Origin of the sequence: Fibrobacter sp. UWB15 (genome assembly GCF_900177705.1) — a bacterium.
GTDB lineage: Bacteria > Fibrobacterota > Fibrobacteria > Fibrobacterales > Fibrobacteraceae > Fibrobacter.
Window position 1 is genome coordinate 96,218 of sequence record NZ_FXBA01000004.1, and the last position, 22,078, is coordinate 118,295.

The following is a 22,078-nucleotide window of genomic DNA, read 5'->3' on the forward strand; positions in this document are numbered from 1 at the left end:
ACGTTTATCCCAAACGCCACAAGTTAATAATAATTTTTTATGCAACAAAAAAGTAAGAACGAGTGCAAAAAAGGCGGGCACCAGGCCCGCCTTTTGAGTAGCGTCACATTTCTGCTTAAATTTCCGTGAGTTATCTCACAAGCACCTTGCCCGAGAGCTGCTGGCTGCCGACCTTGATTCTCACAAAGTACACGCCAGACTTCGGTGCATTCAGGCTAAACCGGTTCGTACCGGCGGTCGCCTTGAACTGGCCTGCGGCCACTTTCTTGCCATCGACACCGACCACGGCGTAGCTTGCGCGCGCCCCGGCCAGAGCTTCGGGCGCCGTAAAGCCAAGCTGCAGCGCGCCACCCGCAAGGGTAGAGCCAAAGCCGCTGATCTTGGAAGAGGCCACCACCGCATTGCTTGCGGCCACGCGGACTTCCACCTGCTTGGCGGACTTGGCGAGCGCCACATTCATAGCCTTTTCGTCCGTAACTTCCGTCGTCACGCCCTCTGCGGTCACAAACAACTTGAGTCCCTTGCCGTTCAGTTCCTTGACGCCTTCGAACTTGAGTTTGCCATCGCGGGCAGTGTTTGCACTCACATCGAGAACCCAGCGGTATTCGTTTGCCACAGCCTTGATGCTCTTTGCAAGTTTAGCGCCCTTTTCGCTATTACGGATAGCGAGCGACACACGGCTACCCATGCCTGCAGGCGGTTCATCGAGGCTTTCTTCGGTGCCGGCACCAATCACGTTCCAGGAATCCTGTCTGCCATAATCGTCGGCAAGAGAAACCATCAGGCTCCAAGCACCCTTGACGCCTGCGGCATCCTTATGCATCGCCTTCTTTGTCTCGTCAGCAGTTCTTGTTTCGATTTCGAAATCCGGAGCAGCAGGCATGCGCCAGGTGGTAGACTTGGAAACCTTAGCCCACACGGCTTCGTAGGGCCCAATCACATCGTGCACCAATTCGTAACCGCCCTTAGACGGGATCCAGCGCCAGAATGCAACCTTGGTTCCATTATCGGAAGAACCCTTCTTGATGTTCACATTCCAGCCATACGGGTTAGCCACCAGGTTCCAGCCGCTGTACAGGCTATCGAGTTCCCACACGATTTCGCTATCCCTAGAGCCGGTCGATTCGCGAATCACCAGAGGATTACCGTCAGTCGTACCGTACCAGAAACCGCGAGTGGCATCGACGCTACCACCATCATAAGCGCGGTACTGCCAGTAGTCACCCACCGGGTTCTTTTCATCCCACCAGTAGAACGCGGCATCGTCAACAGAGACCTTCATTCGGTCGAATGCGGCCAGCGAGACCATCTGCCAGCTACCCGGAGTAGTCTTGATTTCAGAGGCGACTTCGAAAGAACCCGTGTACGTCGCATCGGAGCGTACCTTGTCGCCCACCGTCAACGTTACCGTGAACTTGCCAATCGGTGCAGGCGCAAATTCCCACTGTCCGCCGTTAACAACCGACTCCGGAATAGTGTCTTCCAGAAGCACGCCGTTTTCGCCACGCACCACCACGTAGGCCTTTGCAGATTCGTCCACGTTTTCGGTGCTGAAGGTCAAGAGCACAGCGTTGTTGCCGGACATTTTAATAGTCGGCGCCACGATCTTGATATCGCCCATCATGCTAGAACTGGAGACCACCTGCACGCTGCTGGAGCTTTCGGGTTCGCTCGAGCTAGAAACTTCGACAGAACTCGAAGATTCTTCGGCACTGCTGGAACTTTCGGGTTCGCTTGAGCTAGAAACTTCGACAGAGCTCGAGGATTCCGGTTCGCTGCTGGAGCTTTCGGGCTCGCTCGAGCTAGAAACTTCGACAGAACTCGAAGATTCCGGAAGTTTTTCGTAGGTGGCCTTTACTTCGACACTCTTGGTAATCACATCGAATTTACGGTCCCAGCCAGTGAACTTATAACCATCGCGAGTCGGGTCGGCAGGCGCAACGGCTGCAGAACCGTATTCCACCCAAACTGTATCACCAATCGGGGTGTCATCATAGTCCACAAAGTTCACCGCATACACCCGCTTGGTAGAATCGTAGACCGCCGTATACACCGCATCGCCATTCACCTTGACTACTTCAGGATCCCAGCCCTTAAATTCATAAGTGTATTCGGCAGTAGGAGCTCGCGACAAATCGACCGGCTGCGGCACAACAGCACCATATTGAATAGAATCGGGAGGAGTGACTTCAGAACCGTCATAATTCCTGAACACGATCCAGTACTTTTTCGGAACATAGGTCGCATGAACATCAAGATTCTTAGTCACGCTGAGATAAGTCGAATCATCCCAACCAGCAAAGGCATAGCCCACACGTTCCGGAGAATCCGGAGCGTTTGCGGATTCTTGATACGGCACCTTCTGATCCGTTCCAAATTGCGTATTATCATAGTCAAAGAATCGGACCGTATACGAATTCTTGGTATAAACAGCCTTTACCGTCAGATCACTTAAAACATTGTCAAAATCTTTATCCCACGTATTCGTAAAGGTGTAACCTTCGATTACAGGCACATTGGCTGGTGCTGTTGCGGCACCACCATGCGCAACAACCTGTTGATCAATAAGGCTATCGTTCTTATCGACAAAGCTTACGAGGTGTTTGACTTCGCTTGGAGAAGGTTTTACAGCGTTGTACGCTCCATACTTCAAGAACGGGAGGCTGCCGTTATTATCCTTTACAAAAGCCCATTCGTAATCGTCTGCATCGGTATAAGCGGCATTCAAGAAGCCCGCAAACTGAGAAGATTTCATGTTCTTCGTCGTTTCGGTACCGTTCTTTCGCGGGTCCGAATACTGCGTTGCAGAACCGTTTCTCACCACATAAGATATGGAGTCGCTGTTAAGCCAACCATTTGTCAGCATTTCCGTATTCAAGACACCTATCGGCAATGTTACGGTTTCTTCGTCATCTTCACCAAAATGGTAACTAGACTTTATTTCATAGCCCTTGTTCAATTGGGCCCTACCAATCAGATAACCAACCTTTTTCTCGTAACCGACGGACGCATTATTGGCCGTGACCGAAATATCGCCCACACTGAAGGTATTCCGAACAACGGTCTTGACTTCGTTTGCTTCTGTATTGCCAACCAAGCCACCCACATAAAGGTAGTTGCCCGCATGCTTTCCGACAACACTGATATTGCCCTGCACAGAGACTCGGTTCATGCCGCTAATTTCGTTACATACACCGCACAAACCACCAATATTTGCAATTTGAATATTCGAGGTCGTTACGGATCCTGCTTCTTTTGCCGTATACTTGATTAGAACATCGGCACTGCGAGCGTAAACGTCTTCAAGCACCAAGGATTTTGCGCCCTCGGTCTTGGTAAAGCCACCGAGAACACCGCCCACAAACACGTTGTTAAGGCTATCCTCGACCACAATCGAACCGTCGTAATACAATTGAGACATAGTTGCAGCCTCATTCGCAATCATGATGCTTGCAAAACCGATTATGCCGCCCACATACACGCTGTCACGAGCATGAGCTCCATTGAAAGGCTTACCTCCGTCAACAGAAGTTTTCACCTTCGAAGTAATCTGGACAAGCGACGTATCGTTCGTAAGTCCCAAACCCTTTGTCTGGGCAATGCATGCTGAACCCACGACACCGCCTAAGTAGGTATCGGTATGGAGTCCGGCAACCTCGGCCCCCGATGCCGAAAGAGCAATCGAGCCCGCGGTTTTTACGCCCGAAACACTCAAGAAATCATCGCCATTCGCACCACCTTGGATACAGGTCGCTCCGTAACCCACAATACCACCGGCATAGTATTGGTAAGAGCCAGGCACCTTCAAGGAATCCTTGACATCTATGCTAGACACGCTGTTTTTTACATGGACCGACGTTCCCGATTCCGTAGAATCAAGCCCGAGAATGCCACCCACCGCAATCATGTTCGGAGATGCAGCGTCGTAGATTTTACCATCGAACTTGTTGTCCGTAGCAACAAAATGGCCCGCAGTCGGCACATTGTAATCACGCGGTACATACAAAACACCAAACAAGCCACCCATGGAGGCGCCACCAGAAATTTTTGTGGGAATAGTCTCGCCTCCCTCTTTACGCTTGGTATAGACATTCAATTTTTCTGCTGTACCACCAATGGTCTGGTAAAGTCCTGCAATACCGCCCAAAGTAGACTTGTGCCCAGTTGCATAGTCATGAACATCGACCTTAATGGAATCGCTGACAAAGGTGGCATCTTCTTCGCTTTGAGAACGGATTGCAACACCCGCAATACCGCCTAAGAATACATTATGACCTGCCGACTGCAAAATTTCCTTGGAACCGGCATGCCCTGTAGTAATAGATACAATGTTCGAAATGTTGATATCGTCGTCACCCGTAATGTTTGAAATCGTAGAGTTCTTGACAAGTCCCACAAGGCCGCCCGCAAAAGGCGCTTGGATTGAATCATTCACAAGAATCACGCTATCGATAGTCACCAAATTCACGGCACCCACAAAAGCGCCCACCGGGTAATAATCGCTACCGTCAGTACTTTCGCCATCAATATAAATGCGAACGCCATTCAACCTGACATTCATTAGCATTACATTCTCTGCCGTCTTGAAAAACCCTACCGGCGATTCCATCGGATTTTCGCTAGTAACGCTTGCCGCATAGCAGAGGTGGCTGATGGTAAAACCATTTCCGTTAAACGAGGTGCTATCCATCATAGGAAGCGGGACGTGGTTTACAGCGCATTTGCCTACACCCGTATTGGCGGCAAATTCCTTAAGATCGATATCGGACCACAATTCGAGCGGCACCTTTCTCATAGATGCGCCACCATTGATCCATTTTTGTTCAAGCATGGTGGCCAAATTTGCCGGAGTATCTTCGACAGAGGCTATACATTCACCTTCGTTTGAAAACATCGTCACGCCGCCGCCAGGCATCCCCGGGAACGCAGAGCCACTGGTATAGTAATGGCCGATATACGCTCCATTACGCTTATATTCAGTGCCATTATAAGACAAAGACCAGTCCGTACTTGTACACGGCACAGGACCTTGGCTCAATACCAAGGTCGTTGTTCCCCCTCCCATGCCATAACCCCATCCTCCCGACTGAACAACATGGGTAATCAAGTTATAATAGGACTTCGGCGTATCTGCCACCGCCCCAGGAGCGGCAAAACCCATGCCGGTCATCACCAGTATGGTAAACAAAAATAAACCGATTTTTGTTTTCATAAAACCCTCAACTATCTTCTTCTATATGTAAAAATACCTTAAAATTTTCAAAAAAGATAGGGGGGCGCCTCCAAAAACCCCGTGTCTGTGACATGGAACAAAAACCGCTCACATATCACACTCCACTAAAAAAAAGGCGATTTTCGCAACTCATTGTCTGACAAGCACATATTTTACACACTTTGTTGTGAAAAATGTCACACTTCACATAAAAACCATTGACGTTGGCACGCATTTATGTTACATTTAGGTTACAAACATTTTATAAGGAGACTACACATGTTTAAGAAAATCGCTCTTGCAGCTGCTCTTACGGCAACCGCTTCTTTCGCAACCTGGGACTACTTCCCGGTTCAGGAAGCCCATAAGGGTCAGGCCGAAATCCACTTTGACTACATGATGCAGGACGATTGGAGCCGTGGCGCCCTCTCTGCAGGCGCTCGTTACACTATCGTTCAGAATTTTGAAGCAGGCTTGATCGTTCCGTTCGTTCTCTTCACCAGCTTCGATGGCGAAGACTTGAAGCAAGACGGTCTTTCTGACCTCCAGCTCTTGCTGCGCTACCAGTTCATGCCGATCATGAACGCCTTCTTGGACGTTAGTCTCCCCACCTGCAACGAAGACCTCTGCGGTGAAGACGGCCCGATCGGTTTCCACTTTGGTGTGCAGTATTCTCAGAAGTTCGGCATGGTTGACTTCGGTTCCGAACTCGGCCTCGCTCTCGAAACCAAGGGTGACGACAAGACTACGCCGCCTTGGGATCTGAACCTCGGTCTTGAAGCCGACTTCGCTGTTAGCGAAATGATCACCCCGTACGTCGGTATCGACATCAATATGCTCCTCGGTAAGGTTACCGTTGACGGCGACAATGTAGGCGAAAGCCACACTGGCGACATGGGCTTTGCTCCGTACCTCGGCCTCACCTTCAACATCAACCCGATGTTCTATGCTGGCGCCCAGGCTCAGTTCTGCTTCGGCGACGACTACTATGGCGAAGAAACTATCACCATCCTTACCGCCAAGGTCGGTGTAAACTTCTAATTCGCTACAAGACAGCAATTAAAAGCACTCCTGATTCCATCGGGAGTGTTTTTTTATTAGATTATTCCATAAATTCTAAATATAAGGAGACACTCAATGCTTAAGAAGATCGCTCTCGTTGCAGCAGTCGCTGCAAGCGCATCCTTTGCAACCTACAACTTCTTCCCGGTTGGTGACGCAAACAAGGGTCAAGTCGAAATCGGCGACACCTACGCCTGGCACGATCACTGGTCCATGAACCAGGTCAAGATCAATGCCAAGTACAACATCATGCAGAACTTCGAACTTTCTCTCCAAAATATCGGTTACCAGATCTGGAACGAAGATGACCGCTGCGACGACACCAAGTCCTGCCCGGATAACGACGGCTTCAAGGCATTGACCGTGGGCGCCCGTTACCAGTTCATGCCGATTTTGATTGGCGCCTTGGACATTCAGCTTCCGCTGAACTCCGAAGATGTCGTCGGCGACTACGACCCGTTTGGCCTGTATGCCGCTATCCAGTACACCCAGGAATTCGTTCCCAACCTGTGGTTCGGTTCCGAACTCGGTTTTGACTGGAAGTTCGAAGACGAAAAGTTTGAAGAAGGTCTCAAGATGACCATCCAGGCCGAAATTGACTACACCATCGCCTCTATCGGTCTTACCCCGTGGTTCGGTTTTGAATTCGACAAGAAGCTCACCGAAAACAAGGACGACGGACACGACGTTGGCGGCGACGACAACCAGATTACCTTCTGGATTGGTGCCGGCTACGATATCAACCCGATGTTCACCGTAAAGGCAAACATCATTATCTCTAACGGTGACCTCGACGGCGACTACACCGCCCTTAACGGCAAGCTCGCCATCAACTTCTAATAGGTTTTGCAAACTTTTGCAAACCGATACCCCAGATTCCTGGGGTATCTTTTTTTTACACCCCTGGCCTAACGACTTTTACTAGATTTTAAGCCAAAACTTATCCAAGGAGTCTGGAATGTTCAAAAAAATCGCACTCGCAGCGGCCCTCGTCTCTAGCGCCGCTTTCGCAACTTGGGACTTCTACCCCGTTCTCGACGGCGGCAAGGGTTCTGTAAAGGGAGGCCTCTATTACGATTGGGATCACCAGTGGTCACAAGCCGGTTTGGAACTGGGAATTCGTTACAGCGTCGTCCAGAACCTCGAACTTTCCTTGCAGGGCTGGGGCTACCAATTCTGGGGCGAATGGGACTGTAAAGGCTGCGTCGAAGGCGGCGACGGCCTTCGCGACATGACTGTGGGAATCCGCTATCAGTTCGACCCCATGGTGAACATGTTCTTGGATCTCCGTCTGCCGATTGGTAACGACGACAAGGACTACAACGCTCTGCCCAGCGAAACAACTCCTCCTTCTAGCGACGAAGTCGCCATCTATTTGGGTGCACAATTCAGCATGAAGGTGAAAGAAGCTCCGGGCCTCAAGTTCGGTACCGAAGGTGGCCTTGACTGGGGCTTTGAACACGACAAGTATGAACGCGGCCTGGACCTCCATATCGGCGGCGAAATCGGCTATACTGTCCCGAACACCGAAATTACCCCGTTCTTCGGTCTTCAGGTCAAGTATCGTCTCTCCAACAGTTCCTACGACGGCAGCAATCAGGGCGACCGCGGCGACAAGCAGGTTAACCTCTGGCTCGGTGCCGATGCCTTCGTGATTCCGAACCAGCTTGACCTTGTGGGTAAGCTGATCGTACGTAGCGGCCGAATCGGCGGCGATGCTACCGGAATCTACGCTGGCGCTGAATTCTTCTTCTAAGTCTGATTTGTCATCCCCGGCACGCCTTTTGTCATGCCGGGCTTGACCCGGCATCTCCTTTGTATTTGAAAAAAAAGCGAGCTTTTCAGCCCGCCTTTTTTTGTTTTGCCGTCTTCTAAGTTCTACCAATTACTTAACATCGTATTCTGGAATCGGCAGATTTTCGCCAGCCTTCATGGCCTTGTCAAGTGCCGCAGACTTCGTGGGGTCTAGCCACCAGTAAACGGGGATAGCGTCTTCGCGGTTAAAGCGGTCAAAGACTTTTTCCGGAGTGCCGTAGCGGTTCCAGTAAAGAATACGGTGATGGTCGCATTGCCACATGAGCACGTAAGGCACGATTTCAGCCAGGCGGTTGTCGAGCGCCTTCAGGATTTCGTTACGCTTCGCGAGGTCGAATTCCGTCTTCTGCAGGTTGATGAGGCTATCCACCACCTTGTCCTGCACGCCGGCCAAGTTGTTCGTGCCCTTCTGCAGTGCGGTTGTCGAATTCCAGCTAGCTTCCGGATCGCGCAATCTGCCCGCGCCCCAGTTCACCCAGTACAAATCAAAGTCGGCATCGTCCAAGCGCTTGCGGAGCGTGCTCTGCGACATCTGTTCGATGGTTGCAACAACGCCCACCTTCTTCAAGTCTTCCTGGAACAGCGTGAGGTGACGCAGGTCTTCCTGGCTAGTAATGAAGTTAATGGCGAACGGCTTGCCGTCTTTTTCGAGCACACCCTGTGCATTCACTTTGTAGCCCGCTTCTGCAAAGAGGGCGCGGGCGCTATCCGGGTTGAACTTGTAGAGCGGCGCCGTCGGATTCTGGTTGCCTTCCCACAAGTCGGGGTAGTAGCTGTTGAGCAAGAAGTACTGGTTGTACATGTACTTTTCATTCATGGCTTCGCGATTCAGGAGCATGTTGAGGGCACGGCGCACGCGAACATCTTGGAACTGCGGCTTGCGCAAGTTGATAGCCATCCCCTGGAAACCAATCGGTTCCTTGTTGAAGATACGCTGCTTCACGGCCCAGCCTTTCTGAATGGCGTCGAAGTCAGTCTGTTTCATCCAGATGCTGCTGGTGTAAATCGCGTAGGCGTTGATGTCTTGCTTTTTGAACGCTTCAAGAGCCTTCGTCTGATCGTTCATGAAGCGGTAGCGAATCTTTTCGAAGTTGTACTTGCCGCGGTTCCAGTTCTTCTTGAAGCCCCACCAGTCGGCGCGGCGAGCAAGTTCCACGTAGCGGTCTTCGCGGAAGGTCTTGATCTTGTACGGGCCTGACACCACCGGGAATTCATAACGAATCTGGTTGAAGTCCTTACCTGCCCACACATGCTTCGGGAAGGCGAGCATGCCAGCAGCTTCCCAGAAGTTGCCCCAATGCGATTCCTTGGCGGTCATCTTGACCGTAAGGCTATCGACGACTTCGGGGCGGTCAAAGCGGCTGAGCCCCACCTTGAAAATCGGCGTGAGGTTTTTATCGTCCATGATGACGTCGTAGTAGAACTGCACATCTTCGGCGGTCACCGATTTACCGTCGCTCCACTTGGCACGCGGATCCACATGGAAAGTGAATGTCTTGCCGTCTTCGGACACACTCCAGCTGTCTGCGAGAATTCCCACTTCGCGGTCTTCGGTGCTATGCAGGCTCACGAGCGGTTCAAACATCATGCCCATGAGTTCAGCCGAGAAGCTATTGTAGTCTTCCCACATATTGAAGGACTTCGGCATCGCGGAGCCCCACAAGGTAATTGCACCGCAAGGGCGGGCATCCTTCGAGGCAATCGGGTCGAACTCGCCCGTTGCTTCAGAGTCTTGCGGGAGTTCGGGGCAGTTGAGTTCGGCGGATTTCGCAGACTTGGAGCCCGAGGCGCCCTGCTCGTTGCAAGCGGTCAAGGCAATTGCCGACAACATCAGGGTGCCGGATATGAGCGCCGCGCCCCAGAAACCCATTTTCAATTTTTCGTTTTTCATTTTAAATCTCGTAAATAAATACTTTTCAAATATATAAAATCCGATTCCGGGTCAAGCCCGGAATGACATGCATAATCAAGTCTGTAATGACGAGCGTCAAATTACTTTATCGGTAACGACACGCCACTCGCCCGGTTTTAAATCACCCAAGGGTATATTACCGATTTGTACACGAATCAGGCGTAACGTCGGGAACCCCACCGCTGCCGTCATATGGCGAACCTGGCGGTTTTTGCCCTCGATGAGCGTGAGGCGCACCCAGCTCGTGGGGATATTCGCCCTAAAACGCACCGGCGGATTTCGGGGCCAAAGCCAATCCGGTTCTTCCGCCATTTCTGCCTTGCAGGGCTTGGTATGGTACCCCTTGATATCGACCCCCTTGGCAAGCTTGTGCACCGCCTCTTCGGTAATTTGACCATCCACTTGCGCCAAGTAGGTTCGCGGGTGCTCAAACTTCGGATCCAGCAGTTTCTTAATCAGCTTGCCATTATCCGTCAGCAAGAGCGCGCCTTCGCTGTCGTGGTCCAGGCGCCCCGCCGCATAAACACCCGGCGGGAACCCGAACGTATCGAGCGCCGCATGGCCCGACTCCGGCGTAAATTGGCTCAAAACACCAAAAGGCTTGTTAAAGAGAATAACCGAGGACATCACAACGAAAGGTAGAAAAATCCCCCTCTGTCATTCTGGTCTCCAAGCATGAACGCGAATCACTTTCAACGGTCTACTTCCTACTGCCTACCGTCTACTTCCGACTATTTTATCTATCTTTCCTCTCATGAAAATTCTTGTTACAGGTGCAGCAGGTTTTATTGGCTCCAAGCTCATGTTCATGCTTGCGGAACGCGGCGATGAAGTGGTGGGCCTCGACAATATTAATGACTATTACGATGTACGCCTCAAGTACGGTCGACTCCGCGAAGGCGGCATTGAGCAGCCCGGCGACAACTTCGCCTACGGCGCCATGGTCCAAAGTACCAAGTACAAGAACTGCCGTTTCGTAAAGATGGGCATCGACGACAAGGAACCCCTGGACAAGCTCTTTGCCGAAGAAAAGTTCGACAAGGTTGTGAACCTCGCCGCTCAGGCTGGCGTTCGTTACTCCATCACGAACCCATACGCCTACCTGCAAAGCAACCTGGTCGGATTCCTGAACATTCTGGAAGCCTGCCGCCATAACGAAGTCAAGTATCTCGTTTTCGCCTCGTCCAGTTCCGTGTACGGCCTCAATAGTAAGGTTCCCTACAACGAAGACGACAAGGTTGACAATCCGGTGAGCTTGTACGCCGCCAGCAAAAAGAGCAACGAGCTCATGGCCCACAGCTACAGCAAGCTTTACAACCTGCCCGTCGCGGGTCTACGGTTCTTCACCGTATACGGTCCGTGGGGACGTCCCGACATGTCGCCCATGCTCTTTGCCCGCGCTATTTCCAAGGGCGAACCAATCAAGGTATTCAACAACGGCGACATGATCCGCGACTTTACCTACATCGATGACATCGCCGAAGGCACCATTCACACGCTGGACCATGTACCCGATGCAGCCAAGTGCGCCAACAACGTGCCCTACAAGATTTACAACATCGGCTGCAGCCACCCCGTAAAGCTCATGGACTTTATCGCCGAAATCGAAAACGCTTACGGCGAGCCCGCCAAGAAGAACTTCTTGCCCATGCAGCCCGGCGACGTGTACCAGACCAACGCCGACACCACCAAGCTCGAAACTGAGTGCGGCTACAAGCCCCACTGGAGCCTGCACGACGGCATCGGCGAATTCATGAAGTGGTACAAAAGCGACAAGAACCCGTTGAGGTAAACATTTTCGGAGGAAACAACATGAAAGCAATCTCCCGCACTATTGCAGGCGCACTGTTCGCAACCGGTCTAGCCTCTGCTCAAGTCCAAATGGGCGGACGCGCCGCCGTAAACTTCAGCACGCTCTGGGGCGACGGAGCTTCTGAAAAGGAAATCCCCTGGAGCCTTGGCCTTACAGCCGGTGCCGCTGCCAAAGTCGCTGTAAACGAAAAAGTCAACATTGTACCAGAACTCGATGTGGATTGGCGCCGTCAAAAAAACGACGAATACACATGGAACACATGGGCAATCGAATTACCCGTTCTCGCCCGTTACAACGTGATGCCTCAAATGTACTTTGAAGCGGGTCCGCGATTCGCGCTGCTCCTGTCCTCTGAACTGGAACAAGACTTAGACAACTATGTCGAAACCACCAACTTCAGCAAGATTGACGCGCTCAATCTCTTTGAATTCGGCATCGACGTCGGCATCGGCTACTCGGTCACGCCCGTTTTTGACATGAGCATTCGCTATGGCGTAGGCCTGACCTCTATTATCGACGGCAAAAAGTTCGAAGCCGAAGACCAGGCCTTCAAGAACATGCAAATCCAAGTCGGCGGAACTTACTGGTTTATGTAGCCTAGATGAGAATCATCTAAACAAGATTTGCCCTGCTTACGCAGGGCTTTTTTTTGATTGCTTGAGAGCGTATACGAAAACACCGACCCCAAATGGGGTCGGTGTTTTTTACAGAAAGTTCTTTACTTATCAAATTTACATTTTACTGAAGCGCCGTTATCTGTAGAATAAACACAAACATTTTCAACAAATGTTGTTGAAGTTGTTGTATAATGCGGATGCACCCCTAAATATTCTTTAAGATTATCAGTCGCATTCCACGTTGAATTTCCATAAGTAACTCGAATATTACGATATCCACCTTGCATTGCCTCGCATGCTATGGCAATATTCGGCAAATAATTTGGATTACTCCATGTTCCTTTTAACGTTAGGCATGATCCCGAAGCAACCGTTTGCTGACTTGAGAAATTTTCCCCTTCACTCGTCATTACAACAACATTGTTGTCGCCATTACCTTCACCACCATTTTCATTGCCATTTCCGTTGCCGCCTTCTCCGGAATTCCCATTGCCAGATTCTTCGCTACAAACCGGCGTAGACGATCCAGTAGTAATAACACGTATCCATTCGCAATTTTCATTGTTACGATTAGGATTACGGCAGCCTATCGTTCTCGGAATTTCAATGTAATATCCACCATCTATCTTTTCTACACCGGCAGCGGTAAGTGCGGCCTCACAAGAAGCTTCACCTTCGCAATATTGAGGTCTTACCCCATTAACGAGAATCGTATTCATTCCGTAGTTTTCGTTAATTTCAGTAATCTTCGTACCGAACAAGCAAACCGTTGCAGACTGGCCGTTTTCAACTGTTCCCGACTTCAAATCATCGCAGCCCGAGCTGCATGTACAGCCACAATTATTAACGCTTTCTACAAACGCAAATGTACCCGAACAAGAAGCAGTCCTTGTATTGTCGCTATGATCAGTCACAGTGAAAGTATAGGGGACATTACTATTCGTGGCATCTTGAGCAGTCCAAGTGATAGCCGTACTTGCAGAGGTATACGATCCCGTATTAGACGAAGCAAACGCTGTACCCGTTGTAGGAGCAAGTACATAATCACACCCGTCACCGCAATTCAGAAGGGTCGTCGGATTAAACGTCGCCGTTTGTCCCACTGCATACTCCTTCTTCGCGGGGCAACTTACAGAAATCGCATTCTGAGCAACGGTCACGTTTTGCGAGCAGACCTCCACATCCGCAACCTTCACAGAATAGGTAAACGAACCCGTTTCGTTCATCGTGAATTCCTGAGAATAGTTGTTGCTAGACCAATAACTCTGTTGCAAATCCTTAGAGGTCACATCGGTACCCTTCTGCTCCAGAACCTGCAATTTCACATTCGTAGCCACAGGATTTATATTTCTCACCTGGAGACCTAGCTTTTCTCCAACCGACAACGACGTATAAGAGAATGTACACGTAGCCGAAGGCGGATTCACCGTCAACGTCGCTGTACAAGATACACCGCCATTTATAACGAACGTGTAAACGTTTGAACCCACCTTAGTCGGCTGCAAGTTATACGCACCAAACGAGCTTCCTTCTCCCGTCCACAGAGCGTTCGTAGAAGAGACTGTCTGTCCATCATCATCTAGCAGCGATGCCGACACAGATTGCGGGGTTCCCGTAAACTGAGAAGCAAAGAAGTTAACAGTCTGTCCAAGCGTAATCGTCGAACTACTAAACGAACACTGTCCAGCCTGTATTTCTGATTGTTGAGAATTAACATCGTTAACCACGAACGTTCCACACGTCTCTTCCTTAAACGGACGGTTTGTATTCTTTTGACGCATCTTTACAGTGTACGATTGCCCAACAGTCAAAGGAGCTGCCGTCGTATTCGCCCTATTTGTCGGCGTAGTATAACTTGTAAAATCGGCCGTAGCACTATTTTCGGCCAAAATCGTGCCTTCATCAATATAAATTTCGTAACCGCAATGTTCATCGGGACAACCCGCAAGAGAATACGTCACCACCGGGGTTCCCGCTCCAACAAGAACAGATTCCTTATTTATAGAACAAGATGCATTAATGGACGAAATAGCATAAGCATCCGTAACACAAGGTTCCACGGCCACCGGCGTTTGATCATTCGACCACATTTCCAATTTGAATTGATAGGACAATCCAACATTATTTTCGAACGGATTATCCGCCAAGTTGAATACAACCGACGAGCCACCATTCGCATTTGAAATGTTACACGCATCCGTTTCTCCATCTTTAACGCATTCATCCGTCAAACCATCCATAGTCGCGGTTGCGTTTGTACTAGGAGATACCAATATTCGCCCTGCACGTGCAGAATTATTAATTTGGCCCTGCACATTCCACGACCCATTAGTCATGTTATAATTCGCATAACAGCCAACGAAGCCAAGAACATTCGGGCAAGAAGACATGATGCTAACAACTTCAGCACGGCTTCCCAAAGTAAGGTTTTGCACATAAATGCCGCCTACGTGTTCCGGGTCAAAGCCTACTTCATCCGAGAACTCAGACACGGCAATAGATATCACGCCGTTAGCATTCGTCTTAAAGGACTTGCTATAAACCGCATCAGTACCATAAGTATAATCCGTTTCAGGGGACCGGCTAAACAGCGAAATTTCAATTTCATCTGCGTTATGATTATCCAACTCAATTTTTAAGGTAGCACCACGTAAGTTAACCAATGACGCACCCATCCCATTCGGATACCAATACCCATTGTCTGCATTAAGTTTATCAAATGTAGGCGACGTCGTACAAAGATTTAAATCACCGACCCAAAACTCACCGCATTCCGCCGAGGAACTTGCCCATTGCCGTTCTTCTTCAGAGGTGTATCCACATCCTTGTACAGCCGCCTTAGCGATTTTATTTCCAGAGCCATGGGGACCGCCCGGAGTATCATCAAATTTATAATAACTGGAACACTCTCCAAAGCCGTCCGAATCTCTAGACGAAGAACAGGTAGTACCAGCATCATTACCATTGTAATAATAATGAGGCGCGCAATCATATCCTTTATTAAACCAAGCCGAAAGTCCCACCCAAGGAAGGACTTTAGTTTTTGCCGGGACAACGCCACCCGCATAGGCGCCCTTAAAGGAACATTTTACGCTTGGGAACGATTCCCAACAGTCCTCATCGAAATCTTCACTATGCCAACCGATACCGTACAGGTCAACATTCGGATCGCTCAAACGATAACCAATAGACTGGTTGGCGGCTTCGTTCCGCAGATTTTCGACGCCTGCAATGTTATCATTCTTCAAGGCAAAAGTCGCCGAATAGGTACGATCGCTCCAAGTGCTAGGAATGATAGACACCGTCAACACATCGTCATGAGTGAGGTACCCACTCAAGGTTGCCGTAAGCAATACAATAGAACCGTCTGTAGTATAGGCAGCCGTTCCATTATCATACAAGGGCGATTCCATACACGACGTACCATTAAGGCACACCCTTGCCACAATACCATTATATTCATTCAGATAGACATTTACAAACAAATATGAAGATGCCGTAAGCGTAGACCTCAAAAGGAATCCCGTATTTTCAGCCGCAGTACGAGCGATATTGTTATTTCGAGAATCAATCTTCGGAATCTTGAATTGCGCCTTTAAAGTACCATACAACCCGCCAACAACTGTGCTCATGACAGTCACCTTTGGAATTTCAGATTCCTTTTTATTTCTTGCAACAGATCTCTTGATTCTGACCTTGTCCGCACTTGCATCGAGTTCCAAGTCGCTGACGTTGCCTTCAACAAGGTTCCACTTTACATTCGACCCACATTCTCCAGCAACAGAGCAGATGCAATATGCCTCATTAGTCACATTTTCTCCCGTGTTGCACTGCAGATTGCCCACCTTGAATTGATCAAAGAAGCAGTGAGAATCAGTCTGATTAAAGTGAGCGTAAATTGTTGCCGGACCCGCAGCCGTAAATGATATAGACGGATTATCCGCATTGGTGATAAAGCCACATTCACCAGCATCACAAGACCAGCGTTTAAAATCAGACGGCGTTCCAGGAACAGTCATAATGATCCTTGAGCCCTGATAAACCGTAATGGAGCAAAGTCCACCTTCGGGCCGGTTCGAATACTGGCAGAGGCCATTACGGACCTGGCCATTCAAATCCTGGACTTCAACTTCTATTTCCATTTCAGAAACATTTTCCGCCACTCCAGAAAAGCCGTATTGAAGAGTCATAGGTTTGGCTTTCAATCCTGCATACAACTTATACCCTGTAGCGGCATTCAATGGCGCCGAATAACTGTTATGTTCTTCAGGAATAACCACTTCACATTTAGTGGCGTCTACCGAGCCCGCAGTCAAATGAATATTGCCATCAATAGCACAACTCCACAAATGGTTCGGATCAAGCGTTCTACAACCATCAGAACTTGTCGTATTGATATTCACCCAAGTTGCATTCGAAACGCAATTAGGCACCACATTTGTATTGGCCTTTTCTTGCAATTCTTCACTACAAGAATAAATGTTACAATATTCCGCCAAGGAACCCAATTGAACATTCACCGAGGACGAAACAAATATCAATTCCGTATTGCTTCCATTTGCAGGAAGATAGCCCTCGCCACCAGTAATCTGCAATCTTAACGTTCCAGAAGAAACGCCATCATTTCTAACAGTGAAAAGGCTCTTATCCTGTTGTCCGGCATGCACGACCACCTGGCATGTTCCAGAAGCATTTGGATGGCATTCGCCTTCTCCTGCAATTTCAGTAATTACCCATCCCGGATGATCCGCTGGCGTAACGGTAATATTGATTGTATAATCTTGCGTGGGAGTTCCATTCATAAAGCGAAGTTTCGGAGTCGTCGTCGCACCGTTTCCTAATTCGACAGAGGTCTCAACAAAACCCACTTCGGTTGTATTTTGCAAAGTACCCTTAACCACCACATAGAACGGAACATCATCCGTTTCATCCCCAATCGAAGCGGTCACATTACACCTAAAATAACCTTCTCTAATAGGAGATCCCGCTTCGTAAAGAGGTCCAGATGTTTTTATCGTACTTTCATTACATGTAACGGAGGCCCCCGTCACATTGGATTTACTATTCAACGGAATTATACCATAATAATCCTGCAAGCTACCCTTGGCATCCTTTGTCATATATACAACACGAGGTAGCACGATAAAAGAAGGCTTTAACACATCCGGGTTCTGCGGAACTGTTTTCATTTCACGATTTTTGTACTGAGATTCCAAAGAAACTTTCAGCTGCGGGGCACCTGCTATATAATAGACATCCGTCGATCCCGCAATAGAAACTTCACTCGAACCACTTGTTACCGACGAAGACGAGCCTGGATCTGTCGTAGGCAAAACCGTTCCACAATCACTTTGACCACTGGGGCAAAGAATTCCATTTTCAAGCAAATCACTCAACAATTCTTGGTTGGTCGTGATTTTCGAAATCGTCAAATTATTAACTTTCGCACAATTTTCAGCTCTAGCATATACAGAGCCATGCAAATCTGCGGTATTGTTAAACAAAATTTTAGAAACATTCGCATCGGTATAAATAAAGTAATTATAAATGCCCGCACCCTTCGGCTGTAATTCACCTGTAGAGCCTTTTCTCAGATAAAGGAACACATAAGAATCTTCTGTTGTCGGCGGGAAGGCATTCTGTCCTGGATTATTTTCAAAAATAATCACGAACTTACCATCCAACGTTCCTGTAGGATTCTTCATTGAAGATGCGCTTACGCTTACCACCAGGTAATCATTAAATTTAACACTAGACTCAGAGTCATAGCAATTATTTAGTTTTTCAACAATATCATCAGTCCATTCCGTAATACCTGCAGAACAGCCTTCATTTGCATAGGACTTGAACACATCATATGCATTATCCAACATATCGTCTACTTTATATTTAGCACCATCGCAACCAGGCTGAACAGGTCCCAAAAGTTCGTCGCAAGTATCCTTGATTGCAACGCCACAGTTAAGATCGGTAGGATCCGTATTATGGAACGAGCCTGTTACCTGGAACCATGATGGAACCGAGCAGAACGGCCGATAATCATTTCCACTACCAATAGCATCTCTACTGCAATACGGAGAGCCCGTAAAAGCCTTCTTTTCATAGTCACAGTTTGCACCATTACAATTAAAATGATAATAACTATATTCCGGATGCAGTTCCACTTTAGCTCCGGCAGGGCCAACAGGACCAATAGGACCCATAGGACCAATAGGACCCATAGGACCAGCAGGACCCGTTTCCAGGCGCTGATAATAAAATTTTTGTCCGCCTACATAATACCCCCACACCGTAGAGGGAGTCGGCCAACCCATTGACTGCGGGACATACAAATCGTTTCTCACATAGCTCTTGTACTGAACATCATCGACACCTGGTTCCGTATAGAACAAGTAATATTTATCAGCGGCACTTGTACGGGCCCATTTATATGGAGTATATTCATCCGCCTCCCAAGTTTTCCATTTACTTTCGTAGCCACCTCCCATCATCAATCCTGGTTTCTGCTCAGCACAATAGATTGTTGTTCCATAAACACGGACCGCATGGTCACATTTTTTATTCGTGCTTGTACTTTGTGCAAAAGTCGTATTTTCACGCAAAGATTCATAATCGCTAAAAGGATGTCCATACTTCGCATAGACATCTGCAAAGCTGATTTTCGAATATCTCGTATCAATACTTGCAGCATCCTCAACAGAGTAGCCACCTACACCAGGATCTTTTGAGCCAAAGACCACATTATAGGGGCCCGGAAGCCAAGTATCCCCTTCTACAATAAAAGAATTATTTGTCCCCACCGAGAACAGCAAAGCCTTTTCATCTAAGCAGAAATTTCCATGAATCGTCGGAGCGAATTCATTTTGGCTCGTAAACATGGTATCTTTAAGGAATACATTTCCCCCGACATTAAAACCAGGTTGCGCCTGAGAGCCCATTCTGACGGAGCCTTCAAAATAAGCGTTTCCGGAAATTTGCATCGTCAAACTGTAAACATCGCCTTTGACATTAAGATTCTCACCCGTAAAACCGTTATTCGGGTAAAGATTTCCGCCAATACAAGCATTATGACCAACATGAATATTATTACCGGACAATTCCGCATTACCAGTGACAACGAAATTTCTCGACACCGTATTGGGGTTTCCATTCCAGTTTCCATTCACCAACATTGAAGTCGGATTCATATCACCGCTATTTTCCACGGAACTTCCAAAATAAGCGTAGTCAAAATCGGAATGGGCCTTTTTCTTACTTGCAGGAATATTAACCTTATACAAGCCATCTACTTTCAAAATGGCGATTTCCGTATGTTCAGCAGAATGATCCCTTGACACACCTTTAGAAATAATTTTCAGCTTATAGGTTGGGTTCTGTGTATCTACACCCGTAAGCCAAACAGAATAGTTCTGTTTAGCGGATTTAAGTTCAGCCAGCTGATTATCAATTCGTATGGGCTGATTATGGCCATCTTGATACTGTTTAATAAGAGCGCCAACATCATTCGCATGGAAAGTCATCCAGGCTCTTGTGGCGCTAATACCTGCGTCAGCACTTTGGAACGCTTCTCGTTTTTGCATACGACTTGCACTAGAAAAGCCCTCACTAGAAAGCCATTTCCAGGTAGCAGTAGCAGCAATAGTTGCAATCAGCATAAACAAAAGTACGGCGATCAAAGATACACCGGACTTATTAAGATTTAAACTCGTGCGCATAGGAATCTCCTTGCCTTAATCTCTGGGACCATTACTAGGAATCGGTATGACGATATCTACATTACCAGTTTCACCACTACCGCCATTTTTCACGCCTCGTTTAACGGTCAAAATCAACCTCAACGCTTTCACGTTCTTTTTGTCCTTGATAGGAACATTATGCACAGTCTCATCAAATTTGTAATTGGAAGTCGGAATTCTTTTCAAACGAAGATTCGATATAGTCAATTTTCCGCCAGCAACAACCGGAGAATAAATCGCAAAAGTAAATGCGAGACAAACTTTTTTCACGGTATCAGGAACCGTAAATCGCATGGTACGATCAATATTATTCGCATCCGTTGCCGTCGGCGGATAGAACATAAAGTCACTCATACCAGCCGGTTTCTGTCCTGCCAGGTTAATGAAGCCAACCTGCATATGGTCTCGGCCAGGCACAAACATCTGCATTTTCGCAGGAGATCCGTCATTAGCCGTTTGGGTATACGGAATTTTAAACGACACCTCATATTCTTCATGCGGATAGAACGTAAAATTATTTCCTTCATTCGAGCAGAGCGCCGACCATGAATCGCTTACTTCATCAGTATTTGCCAGCGCAATTACCTGCTGACTGGTTTTGTCTGATTCCAAAATCGCGCCTGTAGCCATATTGTAATTCGTGTGAAAACCACTCAAAGTAACAAATGTTCCGCCACTTGAAACATCAATCTGCGTAAAGTTTCCTTCTGCATATCTGGAGAAAAATTTGAATTGGTCACCATCTCCTGGCGGGAAAATTTGTTCTTTTTGATAATCTAATGAAGCCGCGTTACTCCTAATTAACGGAAGACCTGGCAACACTCTAAAATCAGTCACGCCTGTCGCCATCAAAACCGCATACGAATCCAATCCAGCCCCGTTCGTTCCTTGAGGAGCACAGGGAGCATCGTCCACAGTTGTGGAAGCCTTGCTTATAATAACGCATTGCCTTTTTAGAACAGTGTCGCCACCAACTACATCCAAGAACCACGAGACTTCTTCAACGGCTTGAAAAACTCCGTTATCGTTATACCGCATACGACGGAGAACCAAGCTATCTAATTTTGCTGTTGCCGCCGCACTAGAGTACACAAGCTTAAAGGACGACGAATCCTTGTTGTCATCAACAGCATTCGCAGGATCCATATATACTTCAGAAATATGAGCTGTATTAAACAAATCGTTTGCATCAGCAACATTTGCATCCATAGAACTTTTCGCACCCATCTGTGCGACATCCTCTCTTAACAGCATGCCTACATTTTCCGCTTCCTGTGTAGCACGAATCATATTATCGGTGCGAATACGGAACTTGGTCGAATTACTGAAAGCCTCTCCTGCAATTACAACGATAATGCCTACAATAGCCATGTAGACAAGGAGTTCCATAAGTGTAAAACCAGCCTTAGAGAACTTCATCGGATGACCCCCGAGACCGTAATAGATTGTATAGAACTTTTGAAATGCCAACTCACTTTAACATCAAGTCTTTTCGCATATACATGTTCTGTGCTATCCGTACCCAAAAGAAGCGAAGACGTTTTAGCAGTATATTCTGCATCCGGAGACACCGTAATTTCAGCGTCATAAACTACTTTCATAGTATTCGTGACGGTACCAGGTTGTCCCTTCCATTCTCGAACAATATTATGAACTTCTATCGGATGCAAAGAGCCATCAGCACCCATCAATTTATCATCCGACAGACTAGCAATTCCCAAAGCGCCCAAAGAATCAATCAAATTCTGAGCAACCTCCGTAGCACCATCACGTCCACGGATACGCAACAGAGCATCATGATTTCCACCCTGCAGGTTGAGAATAGCCATGTACATAAAACCAAGTACAGCAGCAGCTATCAGCGCTTCTACAATGCCAAAGCCTTGCTTATTTTTTAAGAACTTTCCCATA

The 22,078-nt window shown here is 48.1% G+C and carries 11 protein-coding genes; 5 read left to right on the plus strand and 6 right to left on the minus strand.

Annotated elements, in window-relative coordinates; genetic code table 11:
• Positions 1 to 130 precede the first annotated feature (130 nt).
• Positions 131 to 5,212 (minus strand): InlB B-repeat-containing protein, encoded by a 5,082-nt coding sequence (locus tag B9Y58_RS07890; RefSeq protein WP_083532347.1) that lies wholly within the window; start codon positions 5,210 to 5,212, stop codon positions 131 to 133.
• Between the two features lie 279 nt (positions 5,213 to 5,491).
• On the opposite strand from B9Y58_RS07890, the gene B9Y58_RS07895 reads away from it, so the two are divergent.
• The 3 genes from B9Y58_RS07895 to B9Y58_RS07905 all read left to right on the plus strand — a co-directional run bounded on the left by B9Y58_RS07895 (position 5,492) and on the right by B9Y58_RS07905 (position 8,030).
• Complete coding sequence (locus tag B9Y58_RS07895) at positions 5,492 to 6,253, plus strand: hypothetical protein (protein ID WP_073057532.1); 762 nt, start codon at positions 5,492 to 5,494, stop codon at positions 6,251 to 6,253.
• Positions 6,254 to 6,349: 96 nt separating this feature from the next.
• On the plus strand, positions 6,350 to 7,114 hold the full coding sequence (locus tag B9Y58_RS07900; protein ID WP_085534902.1) for a hypothetical protein: 765 nt from the start codon (positions 6,350 to 6,352) through the stop codon (positions 7,112 to 7,114).
• Positions 7,115 to 7,232: 118 nt separating this feature from the next.
• On the plus strand, positions 7,233 to 8,030 hold the full coding sequence (locus B9Y58_RS07905) for a hypothetical protein (protein ID WP_085534903.1): 798 nt from the start codon (positions 7,233 to 7,235) through the stop codon (positions 8,028 to 8,030).
• A 129-nt stretch (positions 8,031 to 8,159) separates the two neighbouring features.
• Here the strand turns inward: B9Y58_RS07905 and B9Y58_RS07910 are convergent, their stop codons facing one another.
• Both B9Y58_RS07910 and B9Y58_RS07915 read right to left on the minus strand, forming a co-directional pair.
• Positions 8,160 to 9,980 (minus strand): extracellular solute-binding protein, encoded by a 1,821-nt coding sequence (locus B9Y58_RS07910; RefSeq protein WP_233247922.1) that lies wholly within the window; start codon positions 9,978 to 9,980, stop codon positions 8,160 to 8,162.
• Positions 9,981 to 10,076: 96 nt separating this feature from the next.
• Positions 10,077 to 10,628, minus strand: a complete 552-nt coding sequence (locus B9Y58_RS07915) for a pseudouridine synthase (protein WP_073056303.1) — start codon at positions 10,626 to 10,628, stop codon at positions 10,077 to 10,079.
• A 127-nt stretch (positions 10,629 to 10,755) separates the two neighbouring features.
• On the opposite strand from B9Y58_RS07915, the gene B9Y58_RS07920 reads away from it, so the two are divergent.
• Both B9Y58_RS07920 and B9Y58_RS07925 read left to right on the plus strand, forming a co-directional pair.
• The gene (locus B9Y58_RS07920) at positions 10,756 to 11,793 is read left to right on the plus strand and encodes an NAD-dependent epimerase/dehydratase family protein (protein ID WP_073056302.1); all 1,038 of its coding nucleotides are present in this window, start codon (positions 10,756 to 10,758) and stop codon (positions 11,791 to 11,793) included.
• 20 nt (positions 11,794 to 11,813) lie between these two features.
• Positions 11,814 to 12,410, plus strand: coding sequence for a porin family protein (locus B9Y58_RS07925; protein ID WP_073056301.1), 597 nt, complete (start codon positions 11,814 to 11,816; stop codon positions 12,408 to 12,410).
• Between the two features lie 122 nt (positions 12,411 to 12,532).
• On the opposite strand, the gene B9Y58_RS07930 is transcribed toward B9Y58_RS07925, so the two are convergent.
• Genes B9Y58_RS07930 through B9Y58_RS07940 form a run of 3 tightly spaced genes read right to left on the minus strand, consistent with a single transcriptional unit; the run spans position 12,533 to position 22,077 of the window.
• On the minus strand, positions 12,533 to 20,146 hold the full coding sequence (locus B9Y58_RS07930; protein ID WP_143154683.1) for a pilus assembly PilX N-terminal domain-containing protein: 7,614 nt from the start codon (positions 20,144 to 20,146) through the stop codon (positions 12,533 to 12,535).
• 15 nt (positions 20,147 to 20,161) lie between these two features.
• Positions 20,162 to 21,586, minus strand: coding sequence for a type II secretion system protein (locus tag B9Y58_RS07935; protein ID WP_073056298.1), 1,425 nt, complete (start codon positions 21,584 to 21,586; stop codon positions 20,162 to 20,164).
• Entirely contained in the window at positions 21,583 to 22,077 is a 495-nt protein-coding gene (locus B9Y58_RS07940; RefSeq protein WP_073056316.1) for a type IV pilus modification PilV family protein, read from the minus strand. The genes B9Y58_RS07935 and B9Y58_RS07940 overlap by 4 nt, the downstream gene beginning before the upstream one ends.
• Between the last annotated feature and the right edge of the window lies 1 nt (position 22,078).